We start from the raw sequence: 18,479 nt of genomic DNA on the forward strand, positions 1-18,479 counted from the left end.
ATACTTGATTTTATTCAGGCCTAATCCACATACAATGACCTCCTCCAGGAGCCATTATTGCTTTTATTATATCTCCTTTTTTAACTTTTCCTGTTCTAACTTGATACGCCTCTGGGTTTTTCATACCATGAGTCTCTTCTGTATCTTCATAATAGGTTACAACATAAGTTTTACCGTCTTTTAAAAAATCTAAATCAATATCGAGTGTTCTTTCTTGTTTATTGGTCACAGAACCTATAAACCATTCTTCTTTATATCTTCTAGCTGTAGAAATATACGCGTCCATTTTACTATTTACTACCATACTCTCATCCCATTTCCCAACAGGCATTTTTTCAATAAATTCGAATAAATCTGATTTTTTATTGTACGCTTCTGGTGCATCGGGAAGACAAACGAGTCCACTAAAAATAATGAGTGTTCTTGCTGCTTCTGAAACTACTGTAGCGTAATAAGAATTTGGTTTCTTGGGGCCTTTTTGTCTATCGCCTCTATTAATACCTATTAAATCAAAATTTCCATTATTCATATCCAGAGGTCCTTGAATCGCATTAATTAGTGCCATTTTTATAAAGGATTCTGGAGTAAATGCTCTTCTAGAATCTTGTTGTGCATGACAATATTCTCTAGTTATTGCATTAGGAAATGTACGTTCTATTCCTGTGAAAGGCACAGGGGAATCATGAAAATTCACTAACAAATGATTTTTTGCGCTTTTCTGTATGGCATCACTCGTAAAAGACACATTATTACCCATAAAGCCATATTTAATACCGCTCATTCCTAGTGATTTGAAGTAAGAAAACAAGCCTTCATCTCCATAGTCACCTTTATGTCTATCATAATAAAGTATAAGTTTAACACCGCTTTCTTTTGCATAATTAGAAACTTTTTCAAGATCTAATTTATCAGTTATCTCAAAATGTCCTTTTGTAACTTTAGTAAACCAATTCGCATCAATTAAGAAATATTCAATGCCTTTTTCTGCAGCAAAATCAATAAACCGTACGTAACTTTCTGTATTTATACCATAGACAAAACCATCTTCTGTTTTATAGTCATGTACTCTCCAATCCCAAAGTGTTTTACCTGGTTTAATCCAAGAGGCATCTTCTATTTGGTTTGCTGTTGCTAAGTTTAATGGTATTGTGTTGGTAACTAAATCACCTATTTGTTCTTCTATTAATATAACTCGCCAAGGCGTTTTTATTTTTGCCCCTTTAAGTTTTGTTGTATTTGTAGAAACCAGAGCCTTTTTATCTTTAAGAAACTTAAATTTTATGGTACCAAATTCTGGAGCAACATATAAATCTGATTCTAAAATAGATAGATGATTTTTTTCAGATTTTTCTACAACCAAAGGCGTCATTAATTTAGGTTGTTTTTTAAGTTTAGTTAATTTTTCAATAGTTATAGGGCCTAAAGGTGATCTTTCTCCGTTTGGAGCATACAATGCATCGTTGTTATTTAAATTGTATTCACAATAAAAATTAGCCTCGACTCCTTCTTTATAATCTTCTAACTCATATCTAAAACCAACGCCTTTATTAAAAACACGTACATAAAGTTTAGCTGTTACGTTTTCTATTAATAGATTTAAAACAAGCTCATTATATTCGTTTTTAACTTCGCTAAACTGCCCCCAAACTGGTTGCCATGTTTTATTCTCAGAATTTAAGAATGTACCTTTAATTTCTGTGTGGGCATATGGAAGTATTGAAATTTCTGATGATTTTATAAGTTCTTTTTCATCTTTAAAAAGAGCGTAAGTAATTTTTCCTTTTTCATTAATTAATTTAACGGTTACATGACCATCGGAAGAACTTACTGAAAAATTAGTATCTTTTTTATCACATGCATTTATTGTGGCAATTAAAACAAGAAGAACTAAATTATATTTTATTTTTTTAAACATATTAAAAGTACATTCTGTGTCATAATTAATAAAAAAAATCTATAGTTTATTGCTATAACCTTGCTTTTTATATTTTTTTAAAAGTTGTTCTAATTCTTTAACAACTTCTGGATAATCTTTATAAAGGTTATTCTTTTCCTCCGGATCGTTTACCATATCATATAAAGTTCCTGAAGCTTCGTTCGCTTTTGGTTTTATTGATTTTGGTTTTGTAAATCCACCAGATCCTAAATTAGGCGTATATTTCCACTTGTCTTTCCTAATAGAAAACATGCCATTAAAAGAATGATGAACAATCGCTTCTCTTATTGGTGTAACTTTATTAGATAGGTATGCTGGCCAAAGATTATAACTATCTTCTGCCCCACTTTCTACATTTGGCTTATTTAATATACCAGATAGTGTAGAAAACAAATCTGTTGTACACATTATTTGGTTAGATTGAAGTCCTGCAGGAATAACCCCTGGCCATTGTGCAATGTATGGTACTCTATGTCCGCCTTCGTATATATCTGCTTTCTGGCCCTTAAATTTATAGTTTGCACGATGTGCAAACTCCTTTTTATCTTGAAGTTTCCAGTGTGAACCATTATCTGAAGTCACAATAATTAAAGTATTTTCTAATTTTCCTGCTTTTTCTAAAGCATCAACAACTGAGCCTACTGCATCATCAACCATAGTTACAAAATCACCATAACGCCCCGCTTTAGATTTCCCTACAACTTTACCTACTGGCAACCAAGGTGTATGTGGAGCCGTTAAAGAAAAATAGATAAAGAAAGGCGAATTAACTCTTTTTTGATTATCGATAAAAGAAACCGTTTTCTTTGTAATGTTATTTAGTACGTTTTCAAACACAAAACTAGGTGCTTTTTCCCCTTGTCTCCAACTTACACCACGACCTTCTTTATTTTGACTTTTTCCTTTAGTGTATGCTGAAGGTAATTCTAATACTTTTCCATTTTCTATATATACATAAGGAGGCATATCTAATGACGCTGGAATTATATATGAATAATCAAAACCTAAAGCATTCGGTCCTTTTATTTTTTTGCTAAAATCCACATTTGTATTAAGACCTTTTTTATTACCTATAGGTTTATTTGAATCTTCTGACTGGAGTCCCAATCCTAAATGCCATTTTCCTATACAAGCTGTTTTATAGCCATTAGTTTTAAGATATGAAGCTATAGTTGGTCTATCATCTTCAATTAAAGGTTTATCGTAACCATATAAAACACCTTCTTTTAAGCGGCTTCTCCATGCATAACGGCCTGTTAAAATACCATATCTGGTTGGTGTGCACACGGAAGAATTTGTATGCGCATCTGTAAAATGAACACCTTCTTTTACGATTTTATCCATATGTGGTGTTTGGATGCCTGATTCAGGATTTAAAGACGAAAGGTCTCCATACCCCATATCATCTGCCAGAATGTATACAATATTAGGTATTTTACTTTTAATAGTTATATTTTCTTTTTTAACATCTTTATTGTTTATACAAGAGGTTATCGAGATTAATAATGTGAAAAAAAATAATCTATTCATTACTATGATCTGCTTTTTTAATTTATAAAGGTGAAATATTCAAATTCTTATTCTCAGAAAGTAAAGCTTAATAAAACATGTCGTTTTAACTGTTATCTAAACCAGTATTATTAATTACTAAGACAAAAATATTCGCTTATAATAGTTTAATCTGTTTCTATACTTTTATGCGGTAACTTACTAAAAATACTTTTTCCATTAGTATTTATAAATGCTTTAATTGTGTACTTTGATTTTTTTTCCAATTCAGTACTTGGTATAAACACTTCAAAAACTTTCATGTTATGCGATAAATCTCTTCCTTGAATCAACTGTTCTTCAACTGTTAAGTAAGAGATGTTTTCTATTTTTATGCCATATGAATAGTCACCGTCTAACAAAATATTTTTAAACGCTACTTTTAACAAAAACCCCTCTTTTTGTTTTTCAATATCTGTTATTTCAATCGCATATTTTTTATCTGAACCAAATAGTGTTGCCGTATTTGGATAAAAATTACTTTCACCTGCTACAGTTTCTGCTTTTACGGTATAGAAATAAACAGTGTTTTTTTCAGCAGAAGTATCTTTAAAAAAAGGTCTCTTAATTCCGCTAGCTATTTTTTTATAATTATGAAGCTCCTTTCCTCGATAGACATTATAAGTTGTTTCTGGAAGTACGGAATCTTGCGTTATCCATTTTACAGATACACTACCGTCTGTATCTCTAATTGCGGACACATTTCTTGGACTTAGCGGAATTTTTTCTGATAAAATAAGTGTTACTGGTTTCGAAAAAATACCAACTCCCAAACCATTATAGGCTGCCACCGAAAATTTATAAGGCATATGATATTTTAAACCTTCTACCCTATACCCAAAAACATTATTAGCTTCTACTAAAGTTTCTTTGCCCGTATTAGTATTGATATATTTAAGTTTATACCCAGATGTATTTGGTACACTTTTCCAGAAAATAGTGGCTGTTGTATTTCTTTTAGATGTTTTAAATATTTCCGGTGTTTCTGGAACACTATTTTTTAGAACAATTTGATTTGAAAAGTCACTTATACCTTGCTTATTTTCAGCATTCATTTTAAAATAATAAGTAACATCGGTTTTCAAGTTTTTAATATCGATTGAATTTACCAAAGCTCCTTCAACTTTAATTTGTTCTTTTAAATCATTAGGATCTTCACCATAATAAATGGTATAATTTTCCACATTTTCAATAGCCCCCCAAGTAATATGAATACTTTTAGACAGTACTTCTCCCTTATAAATAGTTGGATTAGCAGGCTTGGTTACAAGCATTGATGTCCATTTAGCGACCGATACACTAAATGGTGGAATATTAATTTTTCCGTTATTAAAAGCTGCTGTTTTTATATCTGTATTTTCAACTTTTAGTGAGTCTGCTGTTATATAATTTACCTCAATTTCTTTATTCAAAGAAACACCGTCTATTTTTATATGAAAATCTTTAGACTGTTCTGTTCTATTAGTAAACACTAAATAATCGTAGCCATTAATCCCTCGATATGCTTGTGTAAAGAAACCTGTTTCAACAGTATTTTTCATACCAGATGCTACAAAACCATTTGTAACATTTGAGTTGAAAATAAAATCTGAATGATTGGTTACATCATGATAAATAGCATAAGCTTTTCCTTCTAGTGTTTTATCAATTCCTGTTAAAATACTATCGGTTTTAAGTTTAACACCATTTTTATAAGCAGCCTCTATTTCTTCATTGATATTTTTTTCTGGCGCATACTTACTACTAACTTCATGTGCACCTACAAACCAAGTATTCGTATGCTGCAATTGGCGCATCACATATTCAATATTATAAATACTAGAATATATACCATTTAAAGGCCTGTTCCACACTCCAAATTCGGTGATAACCATGGGTATATCTTTCCAATTATAATCTTCAATTTCTTGCATTGCTGCTGCAGAAGTTGCCTCTATAAGTTTTGTATTTGCTCTTTTATAAGCATTATCTATAGTTTCTTTTTTTCCTGCATGTGGTGCATAAGAGTGTTTAGAAAATACATTCCAATAAGCGCCATGTTTTTTTTGATAATCATTAATCTCTTTCATAAACCCCCAAATACCATCCCATGTACTGTTTAAAGTAAGAAATGCATCAGGAAAAACGGTTTTAATAGCATCTGCATGCGGTTTCATTTTAACGGCATAATCGTACCCATTATTCCACCAATATCGTTCTCTGTGTGGTACATAAAAATAAGGTTCGTTACAAAATTGCCATGTTGCTACTTCAATATTATTGTTTTTACAGAATCTCGCTAGCTCAAGGGTTATTTCTGGTGTTTCCGAAAATCCATTTATAGTAACTATTAATTTACCATTTATTTCTCTTAATAAATCATATAAATCGATAATGCGGTGTGGTCCTTTAACTTCTGTAAATCGGTAGCCTTTGAGGTATTGTTTCGAGTGGTCGAACATCATGGCATAATCGATATCATACTGCCCAGTGGCGCTGTTAAAGGCATCTCCCATAGTCCCAGAAAAATAACGAAGCCAACCTGGTTTTAATTGATGCACCGCTTTTCTAAAATCTGGATGTAAGTAACTCCAACTTTTATCTGCTATTCTAACATTAAATCCGCTAGAGCCTATTTTAATAGCATGTCCGTTTTTTGTGTCTATATTTATTATACCTGGGGCTTCTTGTGAATTCGACAACTGAAAAAGGGCATTAATAAACAGCAGTAGAATCAATTTTTTTATATTCATTTATTATAGGCTCATCAATTTTTAACTAAAGACAAACACAACGGATATGTGTTTAATTCTCTTTAAAACTTTTAATTTTTAACATGATAATAGACATGATATCTACCATCTATAGCTATTTCAAAAGTATTAACTCCAATGATAATAGAATTCTCATTTGAGGCCTCTAAATGTTGCACAATACTTAAAAATAAATTCATAAACATAACGATGTCAATAAAATATCAATTTCAATAAAAACGCCGAAAACAAAGCCTCTGCTTCTGGTTATTCTTTTCGAATAAATAAAAAGTATTAAACCTAGATCCCGCGATTAGTTCAAGATTATCTTAAACATAAAAAGGCAGCATCTATAAAAACAAGATGCTGCCCATTATGACTACTTTTATATTTTAATTTAGTCCTTAACTATCTTATAAGTTTTCGAATGTTCAACACCTTTTAGTTTTAATAAATAAATACCTTTTGAAAATTCACTTACGTTAATCTCAATCTCACGTACATTATCTATTGTATCACTTAATAGTTCCTGTCCATTAATGTTATATATAGTATACTGATTAAACTCAGCATTTGGAGATACTATGCTTAACTTATCAACAACTGGATTTGGATACATCGCTACTTTTATATTCTCATTATCTTCTGTTGATAATTGAGGTAAAGCTTTAACTTCTACTTCGGCTATATTCATATTTGTACCAACAATATTTGATTGAATTCTAACAAATCTCCCTGTTACACCTCCAGTTTCAGCTGTAACCGAAGGCTGAGGCTTAGCGGTATATTCTTTAGAATAAACCTCATCTCTATTGTTGTCTAATACTATTACTGTGAAATTGGTTAAATTGTCTGTACAACAATTAGTTCTATTATATACTTTAATATCACCTATTGTTTTCTCTGAACCAAGATCGACCTCCCACCAAGCATAATCTGTACTAGTCACAGGCCCTGGAATTGATATAGATCCATCTGCCCAATGACCACTAGTATTACCATCGTTTGCTTTATCTGCAGTAGCTCCATTATACCCTAAAGCCGATTGGCTAGCTGTACCAGTCACGGCATGGTTAACAAAAACGGGGATTGTATAATCTTTTAAATATAAAAGCATCATATCCTGTGCAGCTCTAGTTATTGAACCATCTGTTAAACTTATTGTGTTCCATACATTATATAAAACCAAACCATCTACTTCATTTTCTATTGCTTTTTCTAGACGTGTTCCGTTACCTTTTGCATCATTATGGTTAACCTCAGAATCCCAAACAGGTAAGCTTTCGGCATCAGCTAAAGCAATGAAGGTAGGCCATTGCCCATGATGAAAACCTAAATTATGTGTTGCAGCAACAGTAATATAATCGGCTATATCAGTATTTTGAAGCATATCAATACCTGCAGGAAGTCCCCAAGTACAAGGGCCTATTAATTCTGCACCGTTTACATTATTATAAAGCGCTGCATAAATGGCATGTATTTGGTCTATGGTCCAAGTACTACTAGTAGCCCTTCCATCTTCATTAAATGGATTCAGCCATTTACATTCTGGGTATTCAGCTGAAAACTCTAGCACTCTAGCTATTAATTCATCGGTAGCAGCTTGTACACCATTAACAGAAGGAACAGTTCCATTGAGCATATTATTCGCTACTCGAGCACCACCACCACCTTGAGCTGGGTTAGCAAAAATTGGTAGTCCTTGAGCTATAACTTGTGAATAAAAATAGTCAAAAATTGGTTTATTGGGGTTAAGATCATCTCCATTAACATCTCTCCCAAAAATAGGGATACGAATACCATTCACTTGCATCTCAATAAAACCTTTTAATAGGTTATCTGCATGTTCTTCTGTTTTTATTGCATTAGTAATAAAAGCTTGTTTACAATCTCCTATAACATAATCCATGTCATTGGTGTAAATGGTTTGGCTAAAAGCACTAATAGTACAGTAGATTAGTGTTAAAATAAAAAGCAATATTTTAATACTTGTCCTTTGGGTAGTTTTTTTCATTCTTTCTGGTTTTAATAAGTTGTGTTTTTTAATAAAGTTTTTATCAAAAAACATTGATTAGTCTGTATTTTCTTATGTAAATATCTAATAAACAGAAACATAAGAGGGTTTAAAATATTCACTAGAACAAAAAAAACATTTTTACACCTTTTAAAATTCTCAATTACGGAGTCTATTTGTTGCTAAAACACGACGTATAACAACTTTATGACGCAATTTTCTGTCATTTAAAGTCTTAACTACTAAAAATCGACACAGGGATATTCTGGTTATAAATCTTTAATGCAATAAAGAATTTCTTGAAACCAACTATCCTCGAGGCAGTCCCGATAGCTATCGGGACATAGAGGTATTTCGCTGGTTTCATACCCAATCAAGTTGAGCACAGGTTTTGACCTAAAAAGGTCAAAAACCGAAATTCTGTATTTAGATTCCCGTTTTCACGGGAATGACAACTTCAACGGAAACCCTGCCTTTGCCGGTAGGCAGGCCCGACGCAAGCATCGGAGAATTCTTTTAGATTAAAAGTTAATCCTTAACAACCTTGTAAACTTATAAAGATTTTACCCTATGGAATTTCAGAGAATACGTATATACGCCTATTGAATAATAATTTTTTCGGTGAAATATCTCAAACCAGATGTTATTTTAACAATATACAAACCACTAGAAAGTCTGTTAACATCAATTTTAGGGCTTAAGCCTGATACTTGCTTTACTAGTTGCCCTGCAGTGTTATAAATGGTTAATTCTATGTCGTTACTTTTAATTTCATCTGAATATTTCAAATTAAAAAACCCATCAGTAATTACTGTTGGAGACAATAAAACCTGAGATGAGATTGAATTGTCATTTGTAGATAGTGGTTCTCCCTGCTCGTAAGTTTCTTGTGTATAGGCTACTGGCGATTCGTGATTTGCATAAAACTCCCCTACAGAATTTAAAGTCACTGGGTTACGCACGGACATAAGGGAATGTCCACCACCTGGAGTTTGAGAAGGTTGCCATGTAAAGACACAATAACGCTCAACAAAATAAGTATCATCCAACATATTTATAAACGAAGTCAAACCTGCCAAAACTTGTGATTCTGTTAAGTTTGGATTATCATGAATATCTCCATAATTAAACTCCGTAATCCATAATGGTATTTGATAGGTATCGTAAAGGTTTTTTAGCCAATTATAAAAACTAGTAGTTGTTGGTTTTTTATAATAGTGCACTGGTAAGTAATCTATGCGATAACCAGCAGCAATTGCTTTTTCCATAAACTCATCAAGCCAAGCTCTACCTTTAGCACCATCGGTTACAGCTGGTGCACCCAACCTTAAACCTGAAGCTTGTAAAATTTTATATTGTGCAATAGCATTATCAACCGTCATATTTGCTTGATTTGAACCATCAGGTTCATTAAATGCAAGATGGTGCGTTACATCCATAATGCTCCCCAATGACTCCATTTTATCTATTCCACCACCACCACTCCAGTTCATCACAACATATTCAGTATCTGATGTACTAACATCTCCATTTCCCCAATCGTAAAACCAAGTAGAATTAAGAGCGGCTACCACATCGTTTCCTTTGCCACTTGCGCCTTTTTTATGCACATCATTCCATGGGGAAACACGAATAAAAGAAGCTTTCTTTTGTAAATCTTGAGTTAAGTTAATACTTAAATCATCCTCTGCAGCTACATACACTTTACTTGCTCCAGTCCCATTTATATTCTCTGCAAAAGTTGCCATATACCCTTTTTCTAGCGTAAATGAAACTGCCCAATCATCATACGCGCCTAGAGTGCCATTATAGTAGCCACAATATATTTCATGTTCTTCACCTGAAAAATCATAACCAGAATATATTTTAAGTACTGGATCATTAACTCTTGATGCTAAAAATACTTCTTGAGCCAATTCAAGGTTTGAAATTGAACTATCTATTGTAGCAGAAGTTGATTCACAATCTGCTATTACAGCAATTGCATCATCAATTACTAACTGAAAAGCATTGGCAGCAGATTGTGGATATTGATTATAAGCAGTACCTATAGTTACTGATTCTAATAAACTTTCTGCTGCATTTATATTGTTTGTTAAAAGCAAACGATTTTCTTCTCCACTTAATAAAGAGATATTATCAAAGTAAAATTGACCATTATTGGCATACATATAAATCAACTGAATATCAATTTTAGTAATATCTTCAGCATCTTCTAAAAAAGGAATATCGGTTGCCATTAATTCTCCATTACTATAGAAATTAACTTTTTTTGAATCAAAATCAACTTGAGTAGAAATCGTAAAAACAGTATTGGTAGGAAAACTTACTGCTGGTGTGCTTGATACAAAACTGCTTGGAACACCACTCTCCATTGCGGTTGCATATTTTATAGTAGCTGTACCAATACCAATAGCAATACTAGACAAATGCTTACCCGTTGATGAAACTAAATGTATCCGACAATTTACAGAATTTCGAGTAGCAGACACATCAAAAGAAAAAGTAGGGTTATTAGATGTAGGACTAAAAGTATGATACACAGAAGGCATATATGTATTGTGATCAAATTTCAACTTACCCGCTTCAACAGTAACTCGACCAGAAGTGTTGTACTCTGTCCAACCTTCTGGCAGATCTCCAGGGGTACTAAATGTATTATTTACTGTTATACCACAGGTATTTGTCTGTGCAAAATTACTAATAGTAAAAAGAAAAATTATCACATATAAAAACCTAGTTTTCATATACTTAAGTTTATTATTTATTAATAATAATTTTTTTAGTCACATCAACATCTTCAGAGGTTATTTTAACCAAGTAAAAACCATTACTTAAATTAGAAACATCTATTTGATGAGGTGCGCCAACCTTTATCATCACTTCTTGTCCATAGGCATTAAATAACTTAACAACTGCATCGTTTGAAACCGATAACTCCACATAATTAATAGTTAGTATTGGCGTGGTTACTGGATTAGGGTACAACAATAAATCATGCTTATTTTTTTTAAAATTGCTTGTACTTAACACGCCTTGTTCATATACTTCTTGAATATATGAAGGGACTCGTGAATCAAGGTCTCGATAGAATTGTCCAGTAATGTTCAGTTCCCCATTGTTCATGCCACCTATACCTGTAGCTGGTCCAAAGAAATAATACCAATTATAGCGCTCGATAAAATCAGCTCCTTCAAGAACTTCAGTCAAGCCTTTTATATTAGCATAACCTTGTTCTACTGTAAGATTTGCAGATCCAAAATTGGGGTTACCATAGTTATACTCTGTTACCCATATTGGAAGACCATATCGGTCATGAAGACCTTTGAAGCGCTCTAAAAATGCAGATTTTGAACGACGTACATAGTCATGTGCTGGAATAAAATCGACACGGTAACCACGTTCTATACACGCGTCCATAAATTCTTTAATCCAAGCGCCGTCATTAAACGAATCATTTGTTGTACTATATTGTACATTCTCAACACCTGGAGCTCCTAATCTAAGACCAGAAGCTAATAGTTTTGGATAAGCTTCTAAAGCCTCTTCTACCGTTAAGTTTGATTGATGTATGTTATCAGGTTCATTAAAAGCCAAGAGATGATTGAAAGACATATTCTGTCCAATTGCTTCCATATTTTCAAGCGATGTCCAATTATCACCCTTACTCCACGACATTGGGACAAATTCAACTCCACTTGACTGCTGGTCATTTAAGCCCCAGCTATAGTGCCAAGTGGTGTTATAATTATCTGCGCTACTCCATTTTATATCTCCTCCTAAGCTTCCTTTTTTACCTACAGGAAACCAAGGACTCACACGTATGAATGAAATAGAACGCTGCAAGTCAGCAGGCAAGTTAATTTCTAGAGCATCATCTTGAGCAATATATACTTTACTAAAACCTAATCCGTTGATGTCTTGCGCAAAAGTAGCCATATATCCTTTTTCTAATGTAAAAGACACCGCCCAATCTTCATAATCTCCTAAACCACCATTGTAATAACCACAATAAACTTCGTGTTCTTCTCCTGAAAAATTATAACCATCATAGAGTTTAAGAACCGGATCATTAACTCTGGAAGCAATAAAAATATCTTGTGCAGTTTGTAGTTCTGAAATTGAACTATCTATTGCACTAGAAGCTGAATCACAATTAGCAAGTACAGTATTAGCACTATCAATTGCTAACTGAAAAGCATCGGCAGCAGATTGCGGATATTGATTATAAATAGTACCTATAGATGCAGAAGTGAGTATGTTTTCTGCTGCATTTACATTAGTTTTTAATAATAAACGATTTTCAGCTCCACTTAACAAAGAGATATTATCAAAATAGACTTGACCATTATTATTGTACATGTAAAGCAATTGAATATCAATTTTAGCTATGTCTTCGGCTTCTTCTAAAAAAGGAATATCTGTAGTCATTAATTCTCCATTTACATAAATCTCAACTTTTTTAGTAGTAAAGTCTACCCGAGTAGAAATTGTAAAAGGCGTGTTTGCTGGAAAGCTTATTGCTGGTGCTCCTTCTGTAAAACTGCTCGGAACCCCATTTGCCATAGCTGCGGCATACTTTATTTTTGCAGTTCCAAGACCTAAACCAATACTAGATAAATATTCTCCTGTAGATGAAATTAGGTGTATTTGACAATTTAAAGCAGCACGAGAAGCTAATACATCAAAAGAAAAAGTAGAATTCTCAGATGTTGGTGTAAAATCATGAAAAACAGAAGGCTTATAAATATTGTGATTAAATTTTAACTTACCTGATTCAACTGTTATTCTTCCAGAAGTATTGTATTCTGTCCAATCTGATGGTAAAGCTCCTGCTTCATCAAATGTGTTGTCTACTGTTATTCCACAAGTATTCGTTTGAGAGAAACTTTCAACAACAAAAAAAAGAGCTATTACATATAGTAATTTTAGTTTCATATATCTTTAAATTTTAGTTTAACACTTAAAAACAAGTTTTTATCTACCTCTAAAACAAAGTAAGTGTTTACAAGGGAATTAAAATTCTCAATTAAGGTGTCTATTTGTTGCTAAAATTTTAAAGAATTACCTTTTATCAAAAAAACATTTACATTAATCGATCGTTAGTTAATTATCAATTCTGGTTGATAAATTTTATCAATATTCACTATTTTTAATATCAAATTATTGAAAACAGTATTTTACTTTATAATCTGTTAGTTCTAAAAACTAAAGTCATTAAAATATCTATTTAGAGCTTTATGAAAAAAAATGTAACTTAGGTCTTAAAATTTGTCCTACTTTTTGTTGCAAGTCTACAAACAGAATAAACTCAAAAGAATATAAAAACAAAAAAGGTAGCAATCTAAAATCACTACCTTATTATTTATTAATTCTGTAACACTATTTTAGAATGTTACATGACATACTACTGAACAACAATTTTCCCTCTTTCTATAGATTTAATATTTTGATCGTTTATATAAGTGGCTTGAAAAATAAAAATCCCTTTTTGTTTTCCTGATGGGATCCATGCTTCCTCCATATTGGATGTTGTGAATATAAGTTTCCCATCTAAACCATAAATATTCAAAGTATAATTAGACCTGTTTTCTAATAATGTTAGTGGTTCAAAATTAGGGTTTGATGAATTAATTAGACTTGGAAATGTAAGTTTCGATGTTGCTTGAACCTCAATTTCTTTTGAGTTAGAACTTTTTGATTGGCTACCAAATCCTAGGCTATTTTCATCAACGGCTGTTAATTTCCACTGTACAAATGGACCATTCCAACTACTTTGACCTACTGAAACTTCTTGAGAGTTATTTATATTTAATCTTGTGTTAAGTTGTTTATTCTGAATGAACCAGTTATCTCCTATAGGTATCATTTCCCATTGTACCAAATTACCAGTAAACGAAGAATTTATGATTCTAACAGAAGCCTCATCATTTAAAGTAGTAGACATTGCTTGTAACTTTTTTCCATTAGCAACATTTTGTACATAATAATAACCATTACCTGCATCTACAATATCCCAAAATCCTTTCGATCCAGTTTCATTTGTTCCTGAAGTTATTACATCTGTAGCAGCATCATTAGTTCTTAATCTTACATTTGTAGCAACATGATCGATATAGACCCTATTAGGTTTAGGCTCATTTATCTTAAATGAAACATGGGTAAATGAACCTGTTGGTATGTCTAGTAAAAATTGGTTCTGATTCTCTTCTACGGATTCTATAATAAAAGATTCTCCTGCAGGCTGATCATCATCATCCCATCGTGTTACACTTATATCACCATCAATTGTAAAACCTTCTAGAATTTCTACAGGGTATTCTTCGTAAAAAGGTGGTGTGAAACTTGTATTACATGGGCTTACAGCATTGATAAAAAACACATTTACTTCATTATCTCTTATATATGCTCTACTATGAAGTTTCAACCTACTTATTACTTCTTCTCCATCATGATCTAACATTCTTATAGGTTGTGAACCAATCAATGATTCAGTATAAGCTCTCATTATATAATGTCTTGGTGAATTACCTCCAGATAAAGGATAATCCCACCAGCTTACTAAATCTAACCCAAGATCAGTCCAATCAAACATACATCCAATAGCAAGTTCGGAAGTCCAAATATCTGATTCTTTTTCATAGTCTAAACTACACCTAATTTTATCCCAATGCGCTTCAGTAGCCCATGCTTCACGATATTTATCACTTTGAGCTAGTTCATATTCGTATTTTAAATCTGGATGATTGGTTGCATTATGGTGATTTAGGTAATAGTGATTCCCAAATACATCAAATCTATCTTCTCCATTAATGTCGTATAATTCATCTAAAGGCCCATTTTCTCCTAATGGCTTATATAATTCTGGAGCCACAATTCTAGGTACAACATAACCAAGACTTGCTGTTCTTGCTTTTAATTCATCAACAGCTATCTTAAAATCTTCAACATCCATTCTAGCAGCTTCTTTATCAAAAGCAAAAGCATCAATTGTATGTCCTTTTCCATGCATAAACTCAATAAAATCAACAACTAATTGTGCATATTTTAAAGGATTAGCTACAGTTGGTTCTTCTGTTGTTACCCAATCAGGAAAATATTCTGCTTTATCAGAAGTATTTACTTTAAGACCTGCAAAAATCATAAAAGGTTCAGTACCATTATAAGATGCTTTAGCATTCTCTATAGATTCTAAAACAGTTGTGTAAACACTTTCTACTACCACACCTTCTTCTGGATGTCCACCATAATAATCGCCACAATATAATGGAACTCTAAGGCTGTTCATTTTAGCTTCACCAAAAGCTGTTTCTGCATTACCGATATTATTTAAAGATCCAGGGTTATGATTCATATCTAACATATGGTATTTTGTAACCCTACCGAATTTTTCGAGCGGATTTATAGTCGCTTTATTAACAGTTTGTCCATAATTGTTGTTAATGGTAAAAAAAATGACCATTAAATAAAGTAATTTTAGTTTAATTTTCATGTTGGGTAAATTTTAAGTTAGTTTATAATTATACTTTGTATTATATTGATAATAAATACAAATACTCTTTAAAGTAAATATTTTTAAATGAAGTAAAAATCTCAATTTAGGGGTGAATTTGTTACTACATGATTGTAGCGTACTTTATATTTTCTGTTTGAATATTTACAAAAAATGATAAATATTTCCCTGTAGATGACATTAAATGTATTTAACAGTTTACAGAAGTATGCGTTAACAAACCATGGATTTGAAATCCATAGTTTTAAACAAAAGAATGAAATTCTTTTCTGAGAATAGCTTGTCATTCCGAATGCTACAGAAAGTAAAATGTATTTTACTTGAATGTATATAGCGTAGCTAACGAAGAGGAATCTCATTATTATAAGATGTCTCAAAAGTTTATAGAAACTAAAGTAACTGAAATAAAATTACAGGGTTTTATTACAATATAACCCATTTTCTTTCATTATTTACAAATGAGTAAATAATTTCAACATTTCTGTTTAACTGCTCTATTCAAGTTCATACTCTTAATCTATTTAGTTCTAAAGCAAAAAACGAAACAATATCTATTTTTGATTATTTAATAATAAATCTTAGCGAATTTGAAGTTTGATTTACAGATATTTTTAAAACATAAATGCCACTTTTAAATGCCTTAGTTTCAATACTAATTATATTATCTTCAATAGTGTAAACTCTCTTAATCAATATGATCTGTCCTAGTTGATTCATTATTTGAACGTCTACTTTTTCAGAATTAAAATTTGATTTTAATTGAAGATTATCGCCTTTTTTAACAGGATTAGGGTACGCTTTTATTTTATCGCTATTATTAATAATATCTGTAACACTTAGACTTTGCCCATCAAGTATTCTATTTATAAATCCAACCATTTCAATTAAAACATCTTCATATGCAGGCTTACCTGGATTAAAAAAAGCATGAACTTCTCCAGGATATATTACAGCTTCTGCATCTCCACCTTTGGCGTTTATAGCATCTGCAAATAAAGTACTTTGTTTGTGCGATATTGTTGTATCTGCATCACCATGCATCAGGATTACTGCAGGGGGTGTATCACTCAATTGAAAAATAGGAGAATTCGCTGCTTCACTTGGTATATTTTGTTTATACCAATTACCTACACCAAAGTCTCCTGCATCATTTACAAAATCATAAATACCATTGAATCCAATAAATCCTAAAACGCCTTCATACCGTTGAGCTATCAATGCAGCTAATGGTGTACCTGCAGAACCTCCGCTAAAAAACACTTTTGTCATATCAAAATTATATTGTTCAGCGTTTTCTAAAGCCCATTGATAGGCTGTATCTACATCTTCTAATGCTAAAGAGAAAGTTCCACTAGAACCTGAACATCTGTAAGACACGCCTAAAGAAGCAACACCTAAGTTCTCTGCTAAATACTCTCCATGAGGAGAATAAGAAGCATCAGAAGACTCTGGACGTCCACCAGCCCATCCACCTCCATGTACCCATATATGTACAGGAAACTTTTCAGTAGTGTTTTCATTAATAACTGGAGTTGTTAACCTTAAAGGCAACTCATGTCCTACAATAGGAAAATCTACTGTAGCTATAGGTTCGTCTAGTTGATAACTTACATATTCAAAAGTTTTTTCAGCCTCTACTATAAAATTATAAGTATTTCCTTTAGGTAAAGCAATTGAAAGATCATCAGTAGATTTTAGACCATCTTGTATTTGTACTGAAACCAATCCGTTATTTGGCCAATTTTCAGATGGAGTAAAAGTAAGAACGTTAGAAGGAGATAGAGTCCAAATTCCAGCAGCTTCTGTGTCACTTTTGTTTACATAAACTTTTGGGTAATCTGATGTTTCATCTATAGGTTGATCAAATATAATTGAAATAGGACTATCAACAGATAATCCTGTTTTGTCTTCGGGTAAAACTTCTCTAACAGAAAATTCAGGAATCACTAAATCACTATATTCAGTTGCCAAACGGTTATATTCATTTTGAAAATCAGTATCATTAAGGGTACCGTCATACAATGAAAACTCCACCATTTCTGTATGAGAATAAGTTTTTGCATCTCCTTTAATAGCAAAAAGATTAAATCTAAGACCATCATTACTGGTGATCATAGTATCATTAATTTTGCCTACAGTAATAATAGGAGACGTATTGTCAAAATACTTGTAATTTCCATTTGCATCTATTTTAAAACCAAAAAAGAAAAATCCATCTATAGGAACAGTCCCTAATGTTAAACGCCTATAATTACCTGTCTTAGAGTAGTCTAAGCAAACTCTACCATCAGAAGTTCTAACCAATCTTATTCCTGTAACAGAACTCCAGGTAGGGATGCTATAGTTGCTCACTAAAGAAGCTTCTTTATCTCCACTTTTTTGATCAAGCACACTACCTACATAAAATATACTATAAGTTTTATCTGAAACATATGCTCCACTTCCTTCTATTTTAAGAAAAGAACCATCTTTATTAAAACGTACAGTAGTTTTTCCTGGGTAAGTTTCATGAGATTGTTCAGCTCCAAGATTAGTATTACTCTGTGTGGCATCTGGGTAGCCATCAATTTGATTTTCCCAAAGCGTTACAGATCCTAAATTATCTGCTACAATGCCTTTAGCATTTTCTAATAGTACTACTTTTGTTTGGCTGAATCCGGCCAAACTAGATAATACAAATACAAAAATAAGAGCATTTAAGTTTTTCATAATTATTTATTTTAAAGAAAAAGAGAA

Annotated in this window: 8 protein-coding genes; all 8 read right to left on the reverse strand. The window is 32.2% G+C overall.

The window, feature by feature from the left end:
- Positions 1-10: 10 nt before the first annotated feature.
- The 8 genes from Q4Q35_RS02690 to Q4Q35_RS02725 all read right to left on the reverse strand — a co-directional run bounded on the left by Q4Q35_RS02690 (position 11) and on the right by Q4Q35_RS02725 (position 18,452).
- Positions 11-1,915, reverse strand: a complete 1,905-nt coding sequence (locus Q4Q35_RS02690) for a glycoside hydrolase family 97 protein (RefSeq protein ID WP_303276384.1) — start codon at positions 1,913-1,915, stop codon at positions 11-13.
- Positions 1,916-1,954: 39 nt separating this feature from the next.
- The gene (locus Q4Q35_RS02695) at positions 1,955-3,466 is read right to left on the reverse strand and encodes a sulfatase family protein (protein WP_303276385.1); all 1,512 of its coding nucleotides are present in this window, start codon (positions 3,464-3,466) and stop codon (positions 1,955-1,957) included.
- 146 nt (positions 3,467-3,612) lie between these two features.
- Positions 3,613-6,216, reverse strand: a complete 2,604-nt coding sequence (locus Q4Q35_RS02700) for a fibronectin type III domain-containing protein (protein ID WP_303276386.1) — start codon at positions 6,214-6,216, stop codon at positions 3,613-3,615.
- Positions 6,217-6,613: 397 nt separating this feature from the next.
- Positions 6,614-8,230, reverse strand: a complete 1,617-nt coding sequence (locus Q4Q35_RS02705; protein WP_303276388.1) for a T9SS type A sorting domain-containing protein — start codon at positions 8,228-8,230, stop codon at positions 6,614-6,616.
- A gap of 599 nt (positions 8,231-8,829) precedes the next feature.
- Complete coding sequence (locus Q4Q35_RS02710) at positions 8,830-10,977, reverse strand: T9SS type A sorting domain-containing protein (protein WP_303276389.1); 2,148 nt, start codon at positions 10,975-10,977, stop codon at positions 8,830-8,832.
- Positions 10,978-10,990: 13 nt separating this feature from the next.
- Positions 10,991-13,168, reverse strand: a complete 2,178-nt coding sequence (locus tag Q4Q35_RS02715; RefSeq protein ID WP_303276390.1) for a T9SS type A sorting domain-containing protein — start codon at positions 13,166-13,168, stop codon at positions 10,991-10,993.
- A gap of 469 nt (positions 13,169-13,637) precedes the next feature.
- Positions 13,638-15,722: a ricin-type beta-trefoil lectin domain protein gene (locus Q4Q35_RS02720; RefSeq protein ID WP_303276391.1), complete on the reverse strand. Its 2,085-nt coding sequence runs from the start codon at positions 15,720-15,722 to the stop codon at positions 13,638-13,640.
- Positions 15,723-16,304: 582 nt separating this feature from the next.
- On the reverse strand, positions 16,305-18,452 hold the full coding sequence (locus tag Q4Q35_RS02725; RefSeq protein ID WP_303276392.1) for an alpha/beta hydrolase fold domain-containing protein: 2,148 nt from the start codon (positions 18,450-18,452) through the stop codon (positions 16,305-16,307).
- Positions 18,453-18,479: the final 27 nt, after the last annotated feature.

Origin of the sequence: Flavivirga aquimarina (assembly GCF_030540835.1) — a bacterium.
GTDB classification, from domain to species: domain Bacteria; phylum Bacteroidota; class Bacteroidia; order Flavobacteriales; family Flavobacteriaceae; genus Flavivirga; species Flavivirga aquimarina.

Coding starts and splice junctions, on each gene's coding strand:
- Q4Q35_RS02690 (WP_303276384.1), bottom strand. CDS start 1,915: ATGTTTAAAAAAATAAAATATAATTTAGTTCTTCTTGTTTTAATTGCC.
- Q4Q35_RS02695 (WP_303276385.1), bottom strand. CDS start 3,466: ATGAATAGATTATTTTTTTTCACATTATTAATCTCGATAACCTCTTGT.
- Q4Q35_RS02700 (WP_303276386.1), bottom strand. CDS start 6,216: ATGAATATAAAAAAATTGATTCTACTGCTGTTTATTAATGCCCTTTTT.
- Q4Q35_RS02705 (WP_303276388.1), bottom strand. CDS start 8,230: ATGAAAAAAACTACCCAAAGGACAAGTATTAAAATATTGCTTTTTATT.
- Q4Q35_RS02710 (WP_303276389.1), bottom strand. CDS start 10,977: ATGAAAACTAGGTTTTTATATGTGATAATTTTTCTTTTTACTATTAGT.
- Q4Q35_RS02715 (WP_303276390.1), bottom strand. CDS start 13,168: ATGAAACTAAAATTACTATATGTAATAGCTCTTTTTTTTGTTGTTGAA.
- Q4Q35_RS02720 (WP_303276391.1), bottom strand. CDS start 15,722: ATGAAAATTAAACTAAAATTACTTTATTTAATGGTCATTTTTTTTACC.
- Q4Q35_RS02725 (WP_303276392.1), bottom strand. CDS start 18,452: ATGAAAAACTTAAATGCTCTTATTTTTGTATTTGTATTATCTAGTTTG.